The following is a 15,574-nucleotide window of genomic DNA, read 5'->3' as shown; positions in this document are numbered from 1 at the left end:
CGTCGTGATCGGCTAGGAGACCTGGCCGGCCTTCTTCATCACGCGGCCCGCCACGACCGCGAAGATGCGCTCGTACCCGGCGCCAGTGGTGCGCTGGAAGATATCGAGGGCGCGCGCATCGAGGCCGATGAGGCTGCGGGCCCGCTTGCGCCGCACGTCCTTGAGGATGCGCTTGGCAGCGGCCTCGGGGCTGGTGCGGGCGAGGTGCTTGTCGAAGAACTCACCGAGCGAGGCCGCGTCGGTTCCCTCGGCAGCGGTGGCGGTGCGGGCGATGGCGGTCTTGATGCCGCCCGGGTGCACGCACGTCACGGCGACGGGGTGCTTGTTGGTGATCATCTCCATGCGCAGCGCCTCGGTGAATCCGCGCACCGCGAACTTCGCGGCGTTGTAGGCGGACTGCGACGGGATGGCCACGAGGCCGAAGAGGCTAGAGATGTTGACGACGTGGCCGTCGCCGGAGGCGATGAGGTGCGGCAGGAATGCCTTGGTGCCGTTGACGACTCCCCAGAAGTCGACGTCGATGACGCGCTCGATGTCCTTGAACTCGCTGACCTCGACGTCGCCGGTGAAGGCGATCCCGGCGTTGTTGAACACCATGTTGATGGTGCCGAAGCGGGCGGCCACCTCGTCGGCGTAGTGGAGCACGGCCTCGCGCTCCGCGACGTTGAGGTGCGCGGTGTGGACCTCGGCGCCGAGCGCGCGGACCTGGTCCGCGGTCTCCTCGAGGCCGACGCTGTTGACATCGGAGAGGGCGAGCCGGGCACCGTCAGCGGCGAGCTGGAGGGCGAGCGCCCGGCCGATGCCAGAGCCTGCGCCCGTGATCACTGCGGTCTTGCCGGAGAAGGTGCTCATGCGTGGGTCCCCTTGGAGTTGTCGGCCAGCGCGCCGGTCGTGGCTGAGCTGGTGGTGGTCTGGTGGGTGGTGGGCAAGCCCTGGTCATCCATCACGGTAATCGCGTAGGCCTGCTGATCGAACCGCTTCAGCATGTTGCGGAACGAGAAGGTGAACCCGGGCCACAGGGTGGTGTTGTTGCCGTGCTTGTCGAGGTACCAGGAGCCGCAGCCGCCGGTCATCCAGACGGTGCCGCGCAGGTCCTTCTGCAGCCCGGCGTTGAACTCGTCCTGGGCCTCGGGCAGCACGTCGAAGGTGGCGATGTTGTTCTTCTGGATCTTCTTCAGCGCGTCGACGAGGTAGTTGAGCTGCGACTCGATCATGTAGACCATCGAGGTGTGGCCGAGACCGGTGTTGGGCCCGACGAGGAAGAAGAGGTTGGGGAAGCCCGCGACGGTGGTGCCCTTGTAGCCCTTCATGCCGCCCTCCTCGAACACCTCGGCGAGGGAGCGCCCGTCCTTGCCGAAGATGCCGGCGAACATGGGGGAGTCGGTGACGTGGAAGCCGGTGGCGACGATGAGCGCGTCGATCTCCCGCTCGGTGCCATCGGCGGTGACGATCGAGCCGGGCCGGACCTCGCGGATGCCGTCGGTGATGAGATCAACATTGTCGCGATCGAGGGCCGGGTAGTAGGCGTTGGAGATGAGCATGCGCTTGCAGCCGATGCGGAAGTCCGGGGTGACCTTGCGGCGCAGCTCGGGGTCGCGGATCTGGGCGCGGATCATGCCCTGGGCGAGCACCTGCAGGCCGAGCATCAGCTTGGGCGCCTTGGCGAGGCCGACGACCTGCGTCTCGCGGGCGGCGTAGATCGCTGCGCGGACGGCCTTCTGGAAGCCGGGGACCTTCTTGAACGCGAGCTTCTCGATGCCGGTGTAGGGCCGGTCGAGGCGGGGGAGGAGCCAGGGGGCGGTGCGCTGGAAGACGTCGAGGGTGGCTACCTTCTCGGCGATCGCGGGCACGATCTGGATGGCGGAGGCGCCGGTGCCGATGATGGCGACGCGCTTGCCGGCGAGATCGGCGGAGTGGTCCCAGCGAGCGGAGTGGAAGAGCTGGCCCTCGAAGTCCTCGATGCCGGGGATCGAGGGGAGGGAGGGCTCGCAGAGGGCGCCGACGCCGGAGACGAGGAACCGGGCGGTGACATGGCCCTGGCTGGTGTCGAGGTGCCACTGCTGGGCAGCGTTGTCCCAGCGGGCCTCGCGCACGTCGCAGCCGAACTGGTGGTGGTCGAGCACGTCGGCGTCCTGGGCGACGGTGCGCAGGTACTGGTAGATCTCGGGCTGCGCCGAGAATGACCGCGACCATTCCGGGTTGCGGGCGAAGGAGAACGAGTACAGCTGCGAGGGCACGTCGCAGGCCGCGCCGGGGTAGGTGTTGTCGCGCCAGGTGCCGCCGACATCGGCGCCGCGCTCGAGGACGATGAACGAGTGGGTCCCGAGCTTCTTCAGCTTGATGGCTGCGCCGAGACCGGAGAATCCGCTGCCGATGATGGCGACGTCCACGTGGCGGGCGCGCTGCGTGGCGGTTGAGGCGGGGCGGGGCTTCGATGTCATGGGAACGACGATAACGGGCCTACTGAGCGTAAGTCAATAGTTTATTGAATCGAGGTCAACAGCTATCATGGGACGATGACCACCACCAAGCGAACCCGCCTCGCCCCGGGGCAGCGGCGCGCTCAGCTCATCGAGCTCGGCCTCGCGCTCCTCCGGGAGAAGCCCATCGAGGAAATCTCGGTGGAGGACATCGCCGCCCAGGCCGGCGTCTCGAAAGGCCTGCTCTTCCACTACTTCGGCTCCAAGAACGAGTTCCAGGCCGCTCTCGTCCAAGCCGTCACCCACCAACTCCTCGACGCCACCCAGCCCGACTACTCCCGGACCCCCCTGCGCGCCCTCGAGGCCGCGCTCGACAGCTACATCTCCTTCGTCGAGCAAGCGCCCAACCTCTATATCTCCATGCTGCGCGGCGCTCTCAGCAACATGCCTGCCATGGTCGCCTCCGTCGAGGCCTCCCGCGCCAGCATCGCCGAGCGCATCCTCGCGCTCGTCACCAGCCTCGGCATCGACGACACCACCGCGCTGCGGGTCTCCCTCCGCGGCTGGATCGCGCTGGTGGAGGAAGCCGTCATCGACTGGCTCACCAAGCGCGAGCTCGAGCGCGGCGAGCTGATCGAGCTGCTCACCGGCGCTCTCATCGGAGTCATCCTCGGCCCGATGCTCGCCCGCGAGGGCACGCTCACGCACCTGTTCCCCGAGTTCGACCGGCCCCTCGCCGAGACCATCGGGCCTCCTGCCGAGGACCAGGCCGGCTAGCCCCGATCGGCGCGACGCGCACCGTGGCGCTCGCGCCCCTGCCGCTTGCTCAACGACGGAGCCCGCCCCGGCGCTCGTGGCACCAGGACGGGCTCGATGGTCATCGCTCGGACCAGACGGCTACTCGACCTCGAACGCGGTGTCGATCAGCTGCTGCTGCTCGACAGCATGCACCTTCGCCGAGCCCGACGACGGGGCCGACATCGGCCGCCGCGAGACCCGCTTGAGCATGGGGAACACGTCAGGAAGGATCTCCGGCAGGTTCAGCCCGAAGAACGGCCACGCGCCCTGGTTGGCCGGCTCCTCCTGCACCCAGCGGAACTCCTTGACGTTCGGGTAGTTCGCGATCGCCTCGCGCAGCCGATGCCGCGGCACCGGGTACAGCTGCTCCACGCGCACGACCGCGATGTCCTCGCGCTGCTCCTTCTCCTTGCGGGCCGCGAGCTCGTAGTAGAGCTTGCCGCTGCACAGCAGGATGCGCGTGACCTTCTTGCGCTGGTCCTCGGACGTCCCCTCCAGCGTCGGATCGTCGATCACGCTGCGGAACTTGCCCTCGGTGAAATCCTCGATCGGACTGACCACGGCCTTGTTGCGGAGCATCGACTTCGGGGTGAACACCACCAGCGGGCGATGCACCCCCGCGTTCGCGTGGCGCCGCAGCAAGTGGAAGTAGTTCGCCGGGGTGGAGGGCACCGCGACGGTCATCGAGCCCTCGGCGCACAACTGCAGGAACCGCTCGATGCGGCCCGAGGTGTGGTCGGGGCCCTGGCCCTCGTGGCCGTGCGGCAGCAGCATCACGACGTTGGACCGCTGCGCCCACTTCGCCTCGCCCGAGGAGATGAACTCATCGAGGATGGTCTGCGCGCCGTTGACGAAGTCGCCGAACTGCGCCTCCCACAGCACCAGCGCATCGGTGTTGCCCACCGAGTACCCGTACTCGAAGCCCAGGCCAGCGAACTCGGTGAGCGCCGAGTCATACGCCATGAACTTGCCGTCCGAGTTCTCGGCGAAGGCCGTGACCGGGCTGTACTCGGCCTCGGTGGTGCGATCGATGATCACCGCGTGGCGCTGGGTGAACGTGCCGCGCCGTGAGTCCTGCCCGGCGAGCCGCACGGTGCGGCCCTCGTGCACCAGCGTGCCCATCGCGAGGAGCTCACCGAACGCCCAGTCGACATTGCCCTTGCGGCTCATCTCGTACCGGCGGTCGTACACCGGCTTGACGCGGGTGTGCGGGTGGAAGCCCTCGGGCAGGTTCACGTGCAGGTCGCCGAACGCCTCGAGGACCTCCTGGGAGATCGATGTCTGCACGTTCGTGCGCAGCACCTGATCCTCCTCGACCGACGGGCTCGGTGCCGGCGGATACTTCTCGAGCTCGCGGACCTCGTTGAACACCCGCTCGAGCTGGCCCTGGTAGTCGCGCAGCGCGTCCTCCGCCTCCTTCAGCGAGATATCGCCACGACCGATCAGCGCCTCGGTGTAGGTCTTGCGGACACTGCGCTTGCTGTCGATCAGGTCGTACATCTGCGGCTGCGTCATCGACGGGTCGTCGCCCTCGTTGTGGCCGCGGCGCCGGTAGCAGATCAGGTCGATGACGACGTCCTTGCGGAACTTCTGCCGGAAGTCCACCGCGAGCTTGGCCACCCACACGCACGCCTCGGGATCATCGCCGTTGACGTGGAAGATCGGGGCGCCGATCATCTTCGCCACGTCGGTGCAGTACTCGCTGGAGCGGGAATGCTCCGGGCGGGTAGTGAAGCCAACCTGGTTGTTGACCACGATGTGCACGGTGCCGCCGGTACGGTAGCCGCGCAGCATCGAGATGTTGAGCGTCTCCGCGACCACGCCCTGCCCAGCGAACGCGGCATCGCCGTGCAGCATCAGCGGGACGACCGAGAAGCGGTCCGAGGACTCGCCCTCGTTGATCAGGTCCTGCTTCGCCCGCACGATGCCCTCGAGAACCGGATCGACGGCCTCGAGGTGCGAGGGGTTCGCGGTGAGCGAGACGGTGATGTCGTTCTCGCCGAACATCTGGATGTAGGTGCCCGATGCGCCGAGGTGGTACTTCACATCGCCGGAGCCGTGCGCCTGCGCCGGGTTCATGTTGCCCTCGAACTCGGTGAAGATCTTCGAGTACGGCTTGCCGACGATGTTGGCGAGCACGTTCAGCCGACCACGGTGCGGCATCCCGATCACGACCTCGTCGAGCGCATGCTCGGCCGACTGATCGATCACCGCATCCATCATGGGGATCACCGACTCGGCGCCCTCGAGGGAGAACCGCTTCTGCCCGACGTATTTGGTCTGCAGGAACGTCTCGAACGCCTCGGCGGCATTGAGCTTCGACAGGATGTACTTCTGCTCGGCGACCGTGGGCTTCTGGTGCTTGATCTCCACCCGGTCCTGCAGCCACTGCATCTGATCGGGCTCGAGGATGTGCATGTACTCGACGCCGATCTTGCGGCAGTACGAGTCGCGCAGCACCCCGAGGACCTCGCGGAGCTTCATCTTCTCCTTGCCGGCGAACCCGCCGACGGTGAAGTCCCGGTCGAGATCCCACAGGGTGAGCCCGTGGGTGCGCACGTTGAGATCGGGGTGGCTCTCGAGGGTCTCGACGTTGTAGCGCAGCGGATCGGTGTCGGCCATCAGGTGGCCACGGTGCCGGTAGGCGCCGATCAGCTGGAGCACCCGGGTGTTCTTGTCGATCGCGCCGGGCGGGATGTCGCGGCTCCAGCGGACCGGCTCGTAGGGGATGCCGAGCGCGGTGAAGATCTCGTCGTAGAACTCATCGGCGAGCATCAGCTGGTGGATCTTGCGCAGGAACTCGCCGGACTCGGCGCCCTGGATGATCCGGTGATCGTAGGTGGAGGTCAGCGTCATGAGCTTGCCGACGCCGACCTCGGCGATCTTCTCCTCGCTGGCGCCCTGGAACTCGGCCGGGTACTCCATCGCGCCCGCGCCGATGATCGCGCCCTGGCCCTCCATGAGGCGCGGGACGGAATGCACCGTGCCGATCCCGCCGGGGTTGGTCAGCGAGATCGTGACGCCCTGGAAGTCCTCGGCGGTGAGCTTGCCGTCCCGGGCGCGCCGCACGAGATCCTCGTAGGCGTGCCAGAACTGCAGGAAGTTCATCGTCTCGCACTTCTTGATCGCCGCGACGACGAGGGTGCGGGTGCCATCCTTGCCCGGCAGATCGATGGCGAGGCCAAGATTGGTATGAGCTGGTGTGACCAGATTCGGCTTGCCGTCGGTCTCCGCGTAGTGGCGGTTCATGCTCGGGTAGCTCTTGACCGCCTGGATGATGGCGTAGCCGAGCAGGTGCGTGAAGGAGATCTTGCCACCGCGGGTGCGGGCGAGGTGATTGTTGATCACCTGGCGGTTGTCGATCATCGCCTTCGCCGGCACCGCGCGCACGCTCGTCGCGGTCGGCATCGTCAGCGAGGAGTTCATGTTGCGCGCCACGGCTGCCGCGACACCACGCAGCACCTTGGTCTCCTCGCCGGACTCGGCGGGCTTGGACGCAGCGGGCTTGGATGCGGCCGGCTTGGTCGTGCCGGCCGTCTTCGGCGCTGGCTTCGATGCGGCTGGCTTCGAGGGAGCGGGCTTGGCTGGCTTGCTGGGCGCCGTGGACGCGGCGCCGGACGAGCTCGACGGTGCCTTGTTGTTCCCGCCTGGCTTGTAGTCCTTGAGGATGTCGTGCCATGCCGGGTCGACCGAGGAAGGGTCATCCTGGAATCGCTGGTACATCTCCTCGACCAACCACTCGTTCTGGCCGAACTGTGATAGTGAACTGCTGGTCACGGCCGTGCTCGCCTCGTTTCCCTTGTGGTCACCGAACTCGTCGCCCCCTGTATGGAGGGTAGTACCTTGCCGGGGCGCCTGCCTGATGGGCCCGCTGTTCGTGCCGTGCTGCGCACGCTAGTCCTTCCGTGCTACGCCGGGGTTACCGACTCCTCGATCGCATTGTCGTCCGCTGGTGAGGATCGTGCGGTTGATTGCGCGGATTCCCAGAGATCAGCGTAGTAGCCATGTGCTTGCAGGAGCTCGTGGTGGGTACCGGACTCGACGATCCGCCCGTCGTGGATCACCACGATCCGGTCCGCGCGGGCGGCCGTCTCGAGGCGGTGCGCCACGATGACGGATGTCCTCTCCGAGGTTAGCTGCTTGCTCGCCGTGATGACGAGGTGTTCGGACGCTGGATCGAGGGAGGCCGTGGCCTCATCGAGGAGCATCAGGTCGGGCCGGGCGAGGGCCGCGCGAGCGAGCGCGAGCAGTTGCCGTTCCCCGGCCGAGAGCCCGCGGCCCCGCTCGCCCACCGGCTCGCGCATGCCGCGGGGCAGCCCCGAGATGAAGCCGAGCGCGCCCACTTCCGCGGCGGCCGCCTCGATCTCGGCTGGTGATGCCGAGGGCCTCGCGAACGCGATATTGGTGGCGACGTCCCCGGTGAACAGGTGCGGCTCCTGCGGGACTATCCCGATCCGGGACCGGTACTCGGTGACATCGAACTCGCGGATGCTGGTGCCACTGGCACGCACCGTTCCGCTAGTGGGGTCATGGAAGCGCGCGAGCAGCTTGACGATGGTGGACTTGCCCGCGCCCGTCGGCCCTACCAGGGCCACCGTGGAGCCAGGCGTGATCTCCAGGTTGATGTCGTGGAGCACCTCGACCGGAGGATCGCTGCCGCCGTAGGCGAAGCTCGCATGTTCCAGCTCGAGGGCGCCCGCCAGGGCCTGCCCCACCGGCCGTGCCTGCCCGGGCGATCGCATCGGCACCGAAGGGGCGGTGGCGAGCAGGTCCCGGATGCGGACGAGGCCCACGCGAGCCTGCTGGTAGCTGTCGAATACCTGCGACAGTTGCTGGATCGGCCCGAACAGCAAGTTGAGGTACAGCACGAAAGCGGCGAGCGCGCCCGCGCTGAGGCTGCCATCGGCCACGCGCTGCGCCCCCACGAGCAGGACCACGGCGAGCGCGATATCGCTGAGGAAGGCGATGCCGGGGAAGTAGGTGGCGATGGCCCGCTGCGCCCGCATGCGCGACTCCACGTAGGCCCGGGACGACTGCTCGAACCGGGCGGCGGCAGCTTCCTCCTGCTGGTAGGCCTGCGCGGTGCGGATGCCCATGATGTTCTCCTGGAACTCCGCATTGACCCGGGCGATGCGCTCGCGCGAGACGCTGTACGCGGCGGAGGAGATGCGCCGGAAGACGACCGTCGCGGCGATCACCACGGGCAGGACGAGCAGAATGAGCCCGGCGAGCGAGGCATCAGTGATCACCAGCGCTACCGAGACCCCGCCGAGGGTCAGCAGGCTGACCGCCGCGGTGACCAGGCTCGTCTGCAGGAACGAGGAGAGCGCATCGATATCAGTGGTCATGCGGGTCATGATCCGGCCGGATCGCTCGCGCTCGTAGAAGTCGAGGCCCAGCCGCTGCAAGTGCGCGTAGCTGCGCACTCGCAGCCCGTAGAGCACGCTCTCCCCGGCGCGCGCGGCGAGCACCGCGACAGCGTGGCCCGCGGCCCAGCCGATGCCGACGAGCACGGATGCCCCGAGGGCGATGCCCAGCACGGTCGTGGCGCTGCCGGCGATGATGCCCTCGTCGATCGTCAGCCTCGCTACCGTCGGCAGCAGCATCGTCGCTGCCGAGTCGATGGCGAGCGCGATGGCCGCGGCGACGAGCAGCCATCGCACGGGCCGCAGCTGGTTGCCCAGCCGGAACGGTGGTTCGGTCGCGGTCACCTCGCCGAGGGCCTGCGGCAGCGGGGGCGGCGGGTCCGCGGGAGCGGGCAGGTCGGCGAGCGCTGCGGCGAGCTCGGGCCGGATGCGTGTGGCATCCGCGCCGCCGATCGGCTCGGGCCAGAGCTGGTGCTCGCTGGTGGCATCGCTCGGGCGATCAGCTAGCTCGTGCGCCATGAGCTGGCGGTAGCGGGCGCAGCGGGCCTCGAGCTCGGCGGCCGTCCCGACGTCGATCAACCGGCCCTTGTCGAGCACGGCAATGCGGTCGGCGAGGCGCAGCGATGAGCGCCGGTGGGTAATCGTGACGACAGTCCGCTGGCCGCCCCTGGTATCGAGCTGGTCGAGGATCTCGCGCTCGGTGACGGCGTCGACGGCGGACAGCGCGTCATCGAGCACGAGGATACGGGGCCGCGCGAGGAGCGCCCGGGCGAGGGCGATGCGCTGGCGCTGCCCGCCGGAGAGGGTGAGCCCGCGCTCGCCGATGGAAGTGCCGTAGCCCTCCGGCAGCTCCCGGATGAACGCATCTGCGCGCGCCAGCCGCGCGGCAGCGATGATGTCCTCATCGGAGGCATCCGGATCGCCCAGGCCGATGTTGCGACCGACGGTATCGGAGAACAGGAAGGGCTCGTCGAACACGATCGCCATGTGCTCGCGCAGCTCGCTGGTGGAGACCGTGGTCAGTCCAGCGGCTTGACCATCGGTGCTGGCCAGGGTGATCGTCCCCGTGGTGGGGTCGTAGAACCGGGGCAGCAAGGCGGCGAGCGCGGACTTGCCCGAGCCCGAGGCGCCGATGATGGCGAGCGTCTCGCCGGGGCGGACGTCGAGGGTGATCCCGTGCAGCACCGGTCGCCGGGGATCGAACCCGAACGTCACCGAGTCCATCCGGATGCCGAGCGGCCCGTCGGGCAGCGGCACCGGCCGCGCGGGCTCCGTGACGTGGGGCGCGGTGTCGATGACATCGAGCACGCGCTCGATTGCGGCGCGGGAGAGATGCACCATGACGAGGAACCCGCCGAGCAGCCGCGCGATGCCCGCGAGCGCCGAGAGGTACGCGGCGAAGGCGATGAGAGTGCCAATGGTGAGGGCTCCGTTGGCGGCGAGCAGCCCACCGGCCGCGAGCACCGCGACGAGCCCGAGCTGCGGGATCGCGGCCACGGTGGGGGAGAGGCGCGCGTTGAGGCGGGCCGCCCGCATCCGCTCGCCGTAGAGGCGCCCGCTGATCCCGCGAAGCCGCTCGACCATGCGCTGCTCCTGGCCGAATCCCTTGACCACCCGGACCCCGGTGACGGTCTCCTCGACGTGCTGGGCCACGTCGGCGGCGCGCTGCTGGGCCGACCAGGTCGCGGCGTAGAGCCGCAGCCGGTAGGCGCGGATGGCCAGCCAGGTGGCGGGCAGGATCGCCACTGCCACGAGGGTGAGCGGGATGGAGAGGTAGATCATGGCGCCGATGGAGAGGACGAGCTGCAGCAGTGCTCCGCCGGAGAGCGGGGCCATCGCGAGAAGCCCCTGCACCTGCTGGAGATCGCTGATCGAGCGGGAGACGAGCTGCCCGGTGCGGACCTCGTCCTGCCGCCTTCCGTCGAAGCGCTGGATGCTGCCGAGCAGATCACGGCGGAAGTCCTGCTGGACCTCCAGGGAGAGCCGGCCCGCCAGCACGCGGCGGGCGAACTGCGCCACGAAACGCACCGTGGCGAGGGCCAGGAGGGCTACGACGAAGGTGGCCAGCAGGGCTGTCGTGCCCTCGATGGCCCGGTCGATGACGTTCTTCGCCACGAGCGGCACCGCGACCTCGATGGCAGTGGAGATCGCGGTGGCCGCGGCGGCGCCGGCGACGAGGCCTGGATGCTGCAGGCATTGGCGCAGCAGGCGCCGCAGCCAGCCGGGCGCGCTGCCGGGAGCGGAGGGTGCGGTGGGGTTGCCCATATCAGGATCAAGGCTAGCGGGGGGTGCCGACATTCCCTGACCGTCGGGGATGCCTAGCCGATCGCGGGCACGCGCTCGGCGGCGCGCGGCGGGGGCGGCGGGGTGCCGTCGCCGAACGGCTGCCCGCCGAGCTGCTCGCGGTGGTGCGGCGACAGCCAGGAGGCCAGCTCGGGCCCCTTCGGCACGATCCGGGTGGGGTTGATGTCGGAATGGACGATGTAGTAGTGGTCCTTGATCTGGCCGAAATCGATGGTGTCGCCGAAGCCGGGGGTCTGGAAGAGGTCTCGCGAGTAGGCCCATAGCGCGGGCATCTCGGTGAGCTTGCTGCGGTTGCACTTGAAGTGCCCGTTGTAGACGGGGTCGAAGCGCACGAGCGTGGTGAAGAGCCGGACGTCGGCCTCGGTGATGGTGTCGCCGACGAGGTAGCGCTGCCGGGAGAGTCGGTCCTCGAGCCAGTCGAGGCGGGCGAAGAGACGATCGTAGGCCTTGTCGTAGGCGTCCTGCGTGCCAGCGAAGCCACTGCGGTAGACCCCGTTGTTGACGTCGCGGAAGACGAGGTCCATGACTTCCTCGAGCTCGTCGGCGTGGGCGGCGGGCAGCAGGTCGGGCGCGCCTTCGCGGTGGTGGGCCGTCCATTCGCGGGAGAAGTCGAGCGTGATGGTGGGAAAGTCGTTGGTGACGACCTGCCCGGTGGTGGTGTCGACGATCGCGGGGACCGTGATGCCACGGTCGTAGCCGGGGAAGCGGGCGAAGTAGGCCTCTTGCAGCCGCTCGATGCCGAGGACGGGGTCGACACCGCCGGGGTCGAGGTCGAAGGTCCAGCTGCGGGCGTCGTGGGTGGGGCCGCACAGGCCGAGGGAGAGGGCGTCCTCGAGGCCGAGGAGGCGGCGCACGATCAGGGTGCGATTGGCCCAGGGGCAGGCTCGCGCGGCGACGAGCCGGTAGCGGCCGGGCTCGACGGGGTAGCCGCTGCTCCCGTCCGCGGTGATGCGCGTGGCGATGTAGCGCATGTCGCGGCTGAACTCCTGGCCGTCGACGACGTATGTCGCGGCTGGCTCATCGGTGTGCATCGAGGTGCTGGCTGGTTCCGTACCCATTGCGGGACCTCTAACTGATTGAGCGGTCAACTAGTTGAATGGTACTCCGGAACCGGCCAGGGCGTCGACGCCCGAGCCTGGCAGCAGGCGCTGCGGCTAGCCGAGCTCGACGGTCGCCAGCGTCCCGAACTTGTCATAGCCGAGCGCCTCGGCGAGGTGCCATGCGTTCGCATTGGTCCGGTGCGCGCGCCACTGCGGCACGAGCCCGGCATCGAGCGCCACGTTCGTCGCGATCAACGACACCGTCTTGCTATAGCCACGCTGCCGGGCCTCGGGGATCGTCAGCGACGTCATGTTCGCCACGAAGCCCTGCCACTCCTCGTATGCCGCGCAGGACACCGGGCGCATCTCGTTGTCGAGCAACGTGAACCACTCCGAATGCTCGGAGAGCTCGGCCGCCTCCACATCGTCCGGCGGGCACGCCCGCACGACCTCGTTCACCATCTCCCGGTCGCGCGAGATCAACGGCGCCTCGCTCGGATGCATCGGCGGCGGCGGCAGGTAGTCCGGCGTGAACAGCAGCGTCTCCGCCCGCGCGCGCCGGGCTCCGCGATCCTTCGCGATCGAGAGCATGCCGCGCTCGCTGCCGAGCTGCTCGTCACTGAGATCGCGGGCCCGCTCGACAGCCCACTCCGGGCCGAGGAAGACGCTCTCCCCGAACACGGAGAGAAACGTCAGGGACCGCGCATCCGATGCCAGTGCGACATGCGATCGCCCGGGCGCGAGATCACGATCGCCGATGCCCAGCGATCGTGCCCACGCCACCTTCAGGATCGAGGCAACATGCGCAGAGGTAGCATCCATGGCTTCCATATGATCACAACCCGATGTCGCGTCCGATGAGTTCCTTCATGATCTCGTTGGTCCCGGCCCAGATCTTGGTGACGCGCGCATCCATCCACGCCCGCGCCACCCGATACTCGCGCATGAACCCGTACCCACCGTACAACTGCACGCAGTGATCGAGGACCTCGTTCTGGATTTCCGCCGACCACCACTTCGCCTTCGCCGCATCGATCGGCGTCAGCTCCCGCCGGGTGTGCGCGTCCACGCAGGAATCCACGAAGGCCTGCGTCACCTCGAGCTTCGTGGTGATCTCGGCGAGCAGGAACTTGTTGTGCTGGAAATGCCCGATCGGCTGCCCGAAGGCCTTGCGCTCCTTGACGTACTCGAGCGTCTCGTCGTAGATGCCCTTGGCATGCGCGGTGTTGCACACAGCGGCGCTGAGGCGCTCCTGCGGCAGCAGCTGCATCATGTGGATGAAGCCATTGTCGACCTCGCCGATGACGTTCGCCGACGGTACCCGGACATCGTCGAAGAACAGCTCCGCCGTATCTGACTCGGGCTGGCCGACCTTGTCGAGCTTGCGGCCCCGCTCGAAGCCCGCCGTGCCCGACTCCACGCCGAACAGGGTGATGCCCCGTGCCTTCTTCTCCGGGCTGGTCCGGGCCGCGACGATCACCAGGTCCGCGCTGTAGCCGTTGGTGATGAATGTCTTCGAGCCGTTGATGATCCAGTCATCGCCATCGCGGACCGCCGTGGTCTTGAGCGCCGCGAGGTCCGAGCCGCCCGACGGCTCCGTCATGCCGATCGCCGTCACCATCTCGCCCGTGCAGAACCGGGGCAGCCAGCGCTCCTTCTGCTCATCGGTCGTCAGCTCGACCAAGTACGGCGCGCAGATGTCGGAGTGGATCCCGAAGCACGACGCCATCGCCGCGCTGTGCCGGCTCAGCTCCTCGCCCAGCACCGCGTTGAAGCGGAAATCGCCCGCCTCGCCGCCGCCGTACTGCTCCGGCACCTCCAGGCCCAGCAGCCCGGCCTTGCCTGCCTCGAGCCACACCTCGCGCGGGATGGCCTTGTTGTCTATGAGCTCCTCGCTGCGCGGCTGGACGTAGCGAGCCACGAACTCCCGCGCCGACTCGCGGAAAGCCTCATGGTCCTCGTTATAGATCGTGCGCTTCATCTGGATCCTCCGTGCGGCTATGCTCCCGCCCACTCTACCCAAGGCATGCGACGATCAAGCGATGAGTGAGCATTCCCCCGAGCGAAGCGTCCAGCTGGCCATCGAGCACACCGCGAAGGGCGCGCACGTAGCCGTGCTAGCCCTCGACAACCCACCCCTGAACCTGTTCGAGCAGAAGGTGTTCGACGATCTCGCGGCACACATCGCGCAGCTCGTCGCCAGCCCGCCGCGCGCCGTCCTCATCCGCGCCGAGGGCAAGGTCGTCTCCGGCGGCGTGGACGTGCACCTGTTCGACGGCTTGTCCCCGGACGAGGCCGAGCAGCTCTGGACCCGCAGCTTCGCGAGCCTCTCCGCGCCGCTCGAGGCCCTGCCCTGCCCCGTGGTGTTCTGCGCCCACGGGCTCACCCTCACCGCAGCATTCGAGATCGCCCTGGCCTGCGACATCATCGTGGCCGGCCCCCGGGCGAAGTTCGGGCTCGTGGAGAAGGTCGTGGGCCTCACCCCCTCGATGGGCGGCCCCCAGCGCATCGCCGAGCGTGCCGGATCCGGCCGCGCCCGCGAGCTCGTGATGACCGGTGATCTCTACGACGCCGCGACGCTCGCCGAGTGGGGGGTGGTCAACATCGTCGATGACGAGCCGCTGCAGCGAGCCCGCGAGCTCGCGCACCAGCTCGCCGACGGCCCCACCCGGGCGCACGCGGCCACCAAGCAGATCATCTCCGCCTGGCGCGAGCGTGGCATCGAGCACGCGGACGCCGTCACCCCCCGGATCTCCGGGGAGCTGTTCGCGACCACCGACCTGCGCTCGGCCGTGCGCAGCTTCCTCGAGGACGGACCGGGAAAGGCTTCATTCCTCGGCGAGTAGCTCCCGGAGCGCCTCGTCATCGACGACCTCCATGTCGATGACCGTGTCAGCGGGCGGAGCGGGCCAGTGCCGCGGTGCTGGCCCGAACGCGCGATGCGCATGCACCACCAGGGACTTGCCCAGCGTGCGGTTCGTCGCCGCGCCGATCGCCGCGCCGATGCCGAACGGCGCGATGCGCCCGATCGTCATGAAGCCCCGGGTCTGGGCGAGCCGCATCAGCAGCCGCCGCGCGAGCGCCGCGTTCAGCTTGCCGATCGATGGCGCCGGGATGTAGTTCGCTACCGAGTCGGCCCACGAGCGACCCTTGCGCACCGCGGCCTTCTCCGCGAGGACCGATGAGGTATTGCCCAGCGCGATGCTCATCACCAGCGCGCGGCGCCGCTCGATGTCCTCGATGGGCATGCCGTGGACCTCCGCGAGCGCGAGCGTGTAGAAGGCGCTCGTCGCGAAGAACACCGCCGTCTCCCCGCCAGCGGCGGCCAGGGCCGCGATCGTGCCAACCCCCGGAACGGCCGCGGTAGCGCCCACGGCAGCGCCCGTGCCCGTCACCGTCCGCAGGTAGTGCTTGTCGATCCGGCCGATTATCTGGGCGGGGGTCTCGTCGGGATGCCGCTTGCGCAGGGTATTGACGAAGCTGGACACCACCGGGCCCGGCACGTGCACGCCCTTGTCCACGACCTTCATGGCGATGCGGCCAGTGATGCCGTCCGGCTTCCCCGGCGGCTCGATCCCATCGGGCAGGCGATCAGTGCGATCAGCACGGTCGTTCACCGTTGCTGCTCCTTCCATCCCAGGCCATC

Annotated in this window: 10 protein-coding genes; 2 read left to right on the top strand and 8 right to left on the bottom strand. The window is 68.5% G+C overall.

The features are described 5' to 3' along the window. Positions 1-12: 12 nt before the first annotated feature. Both FXO18_RS15255 and FXO18_RS15250 read right to left on the bottom strand, forming a co-directional pair. A complete protein-coding gene (locus tag FXO18_RS15255) occupies positions 13-852 on the bottom strand; it encodes an SDR family NAD(P)-dependent oxidoreductase (RefSeq protein ID WP_149362005.1) in 840 nt (279 codons plus the stop codon). Next, complete coding sequence (locus FXO18_RS15250) at positions 849-2,441, bottom strand: flavin-containing monooxygenase (protein ID WP_149362004.1); 1,593 nt, start codon at positions 2,439-2,441, stop codon at positions 849-851. The genes FXO18_RS15255 and FXO18_RS15250 overlap by 4 nt, the downstream gene beginning before the upstream one ends. 75 nt (positions 2,442-2,516) lie before the next feature. Here FXO18_RS15250 and FXO18_RS15245 point away from each other — a divergent pair, with 75 nt between their 5' ends. Next, positions 2,517-3,197, top strand: coding sequence for a TetR/AcrR family transcriptional regulator (locus tag FXO18_RS15245; RefSeq protein ID WP_149362003.1), 681 nt, complete (start codon positions 2,517-2,519; stop codon positions 3,195-3,197). A gap of 120 nt (positions 3,198-3,317) precedes the next feature. On the opposite strand, the gene FXO18_RS15240 is transcribed toward FXO18_RS15245, so the two are convergent. From FXO18_RS15240 to FXO18_RS15220, 5 genes are all read right to left on the bottom strand, one after another. Continuing rightward, positions 3,318-6,995 (bottom strand): multifunctional oxoglutarate decarboxylase/oxoglutarate dehydrogenase thiamine pyrophosphate-binding subunit/dihydrolipoyllysine-residue succinyltransferase subunit, encoded by a 3,678-nt coding sequence (locus tag FXO18_RS15240; protein WP_149362002.1) that lies wholly within the window; start codon positions 6,993-6,995, stop codon positions 3,318-3,320. A gap of 131 nt (positions 6,996-7,126) precedes the next feature. Then, positions 7,127-10,882 (bottom strand): ABC transporter ATP-binding protein, encoded by a 3,756-nt coding sequence (locus FXO18_RS15235; RefSeq protein ID WP_235900714.1) that lies wholly within the window; start codon positions 10,880-10,882, stop codon positions 7,127-7,129. Positions 10,883-10,902: 20 nt separating this feature from the next. Beyond that, the gene (locus FXO18_RS15230) at positions 10,903-11,919 is read right to left on the bottom strand and encodes a glutathione S-transferase family protein (RefSeq protein ID WP_149362098.1); all 1,017 of its coding nucleotides are present in this window, start codon (positions 11,917-11,919) and stop codon (positions 10,903-10,905) included. A gap of 123 nt (positions 11,920-12,042) precedes the next feature. Next, on the bottom strand, positions 12,043-12,750 hold the full coding sequence (locus FXO18_RS15225) for a GNAT family N-acetyltransferase (protein WP_149362001.1): 708 nt from the start codon (positions 12,748-12,750) through the stop codon (positions 12,043-12,045). A 13-nt stretch (positions 12,751-12,763) separates the two neighbouring features. Continuing rightward, complete coding sequence (locus FXO18_RS15220; RefSeq protein WP_149362000.1) at positions 12,764-13,909, bottom strand: acyl-CoA dehydrogenase family protein; 1,146 nt, start codon at positions 13,907-13,909, stop codon at positions 12,764-12,766. A 61-nt stretch (positions 13,910-13,970) separates the two neighbouring features. Between FXO18_RS15220 and FXO18_RS15215 the strand changes: the two genes are divergently transcribed. After that, entirely contained in the window at positions 13,971-14,774 is an 804-nt protein-coding gene (locus FXO18_RS15215) for an enoyl-CoA hydratase/isomerase family protein (protein ID WP_149361999.1), read from the top strand. Here FXO18_RS15215 and FXO18_RS15210 read toward each other — a convergent pair. Then, a complete protein-coding gene (locus tag FXO18_RS15210; protein ID WP_149361998.1) occupies positions 14,757-15,545 on the bottom strand; it encodes a hypothetical protein in 789 nt (262 codons plus the stop codon). The genes FXO18_RS15215 and FXO18_RS15210 overlap by 18 nt on opposite strands. Between the last annotated feature and the right edge of the window lie 29 nt (positions 15,546-15,574).

The sequence above is a fragment of the Lolliginicoccus suaedae genome, assembly GCF_008312885.1.
Taxonomy (GTDB): Bacteria; Actinomycetota; Actinomycetes; order Mycobacteriales; family Mycobacteriaceae; genus Lolliginicoccus; species Lolliginicoccus suaedae.
The sequence above is the reverse complement of the archived record's forward strand: the minus strand, read 5'-3'. Positions and strand labels throughout refer to the sequence as shown.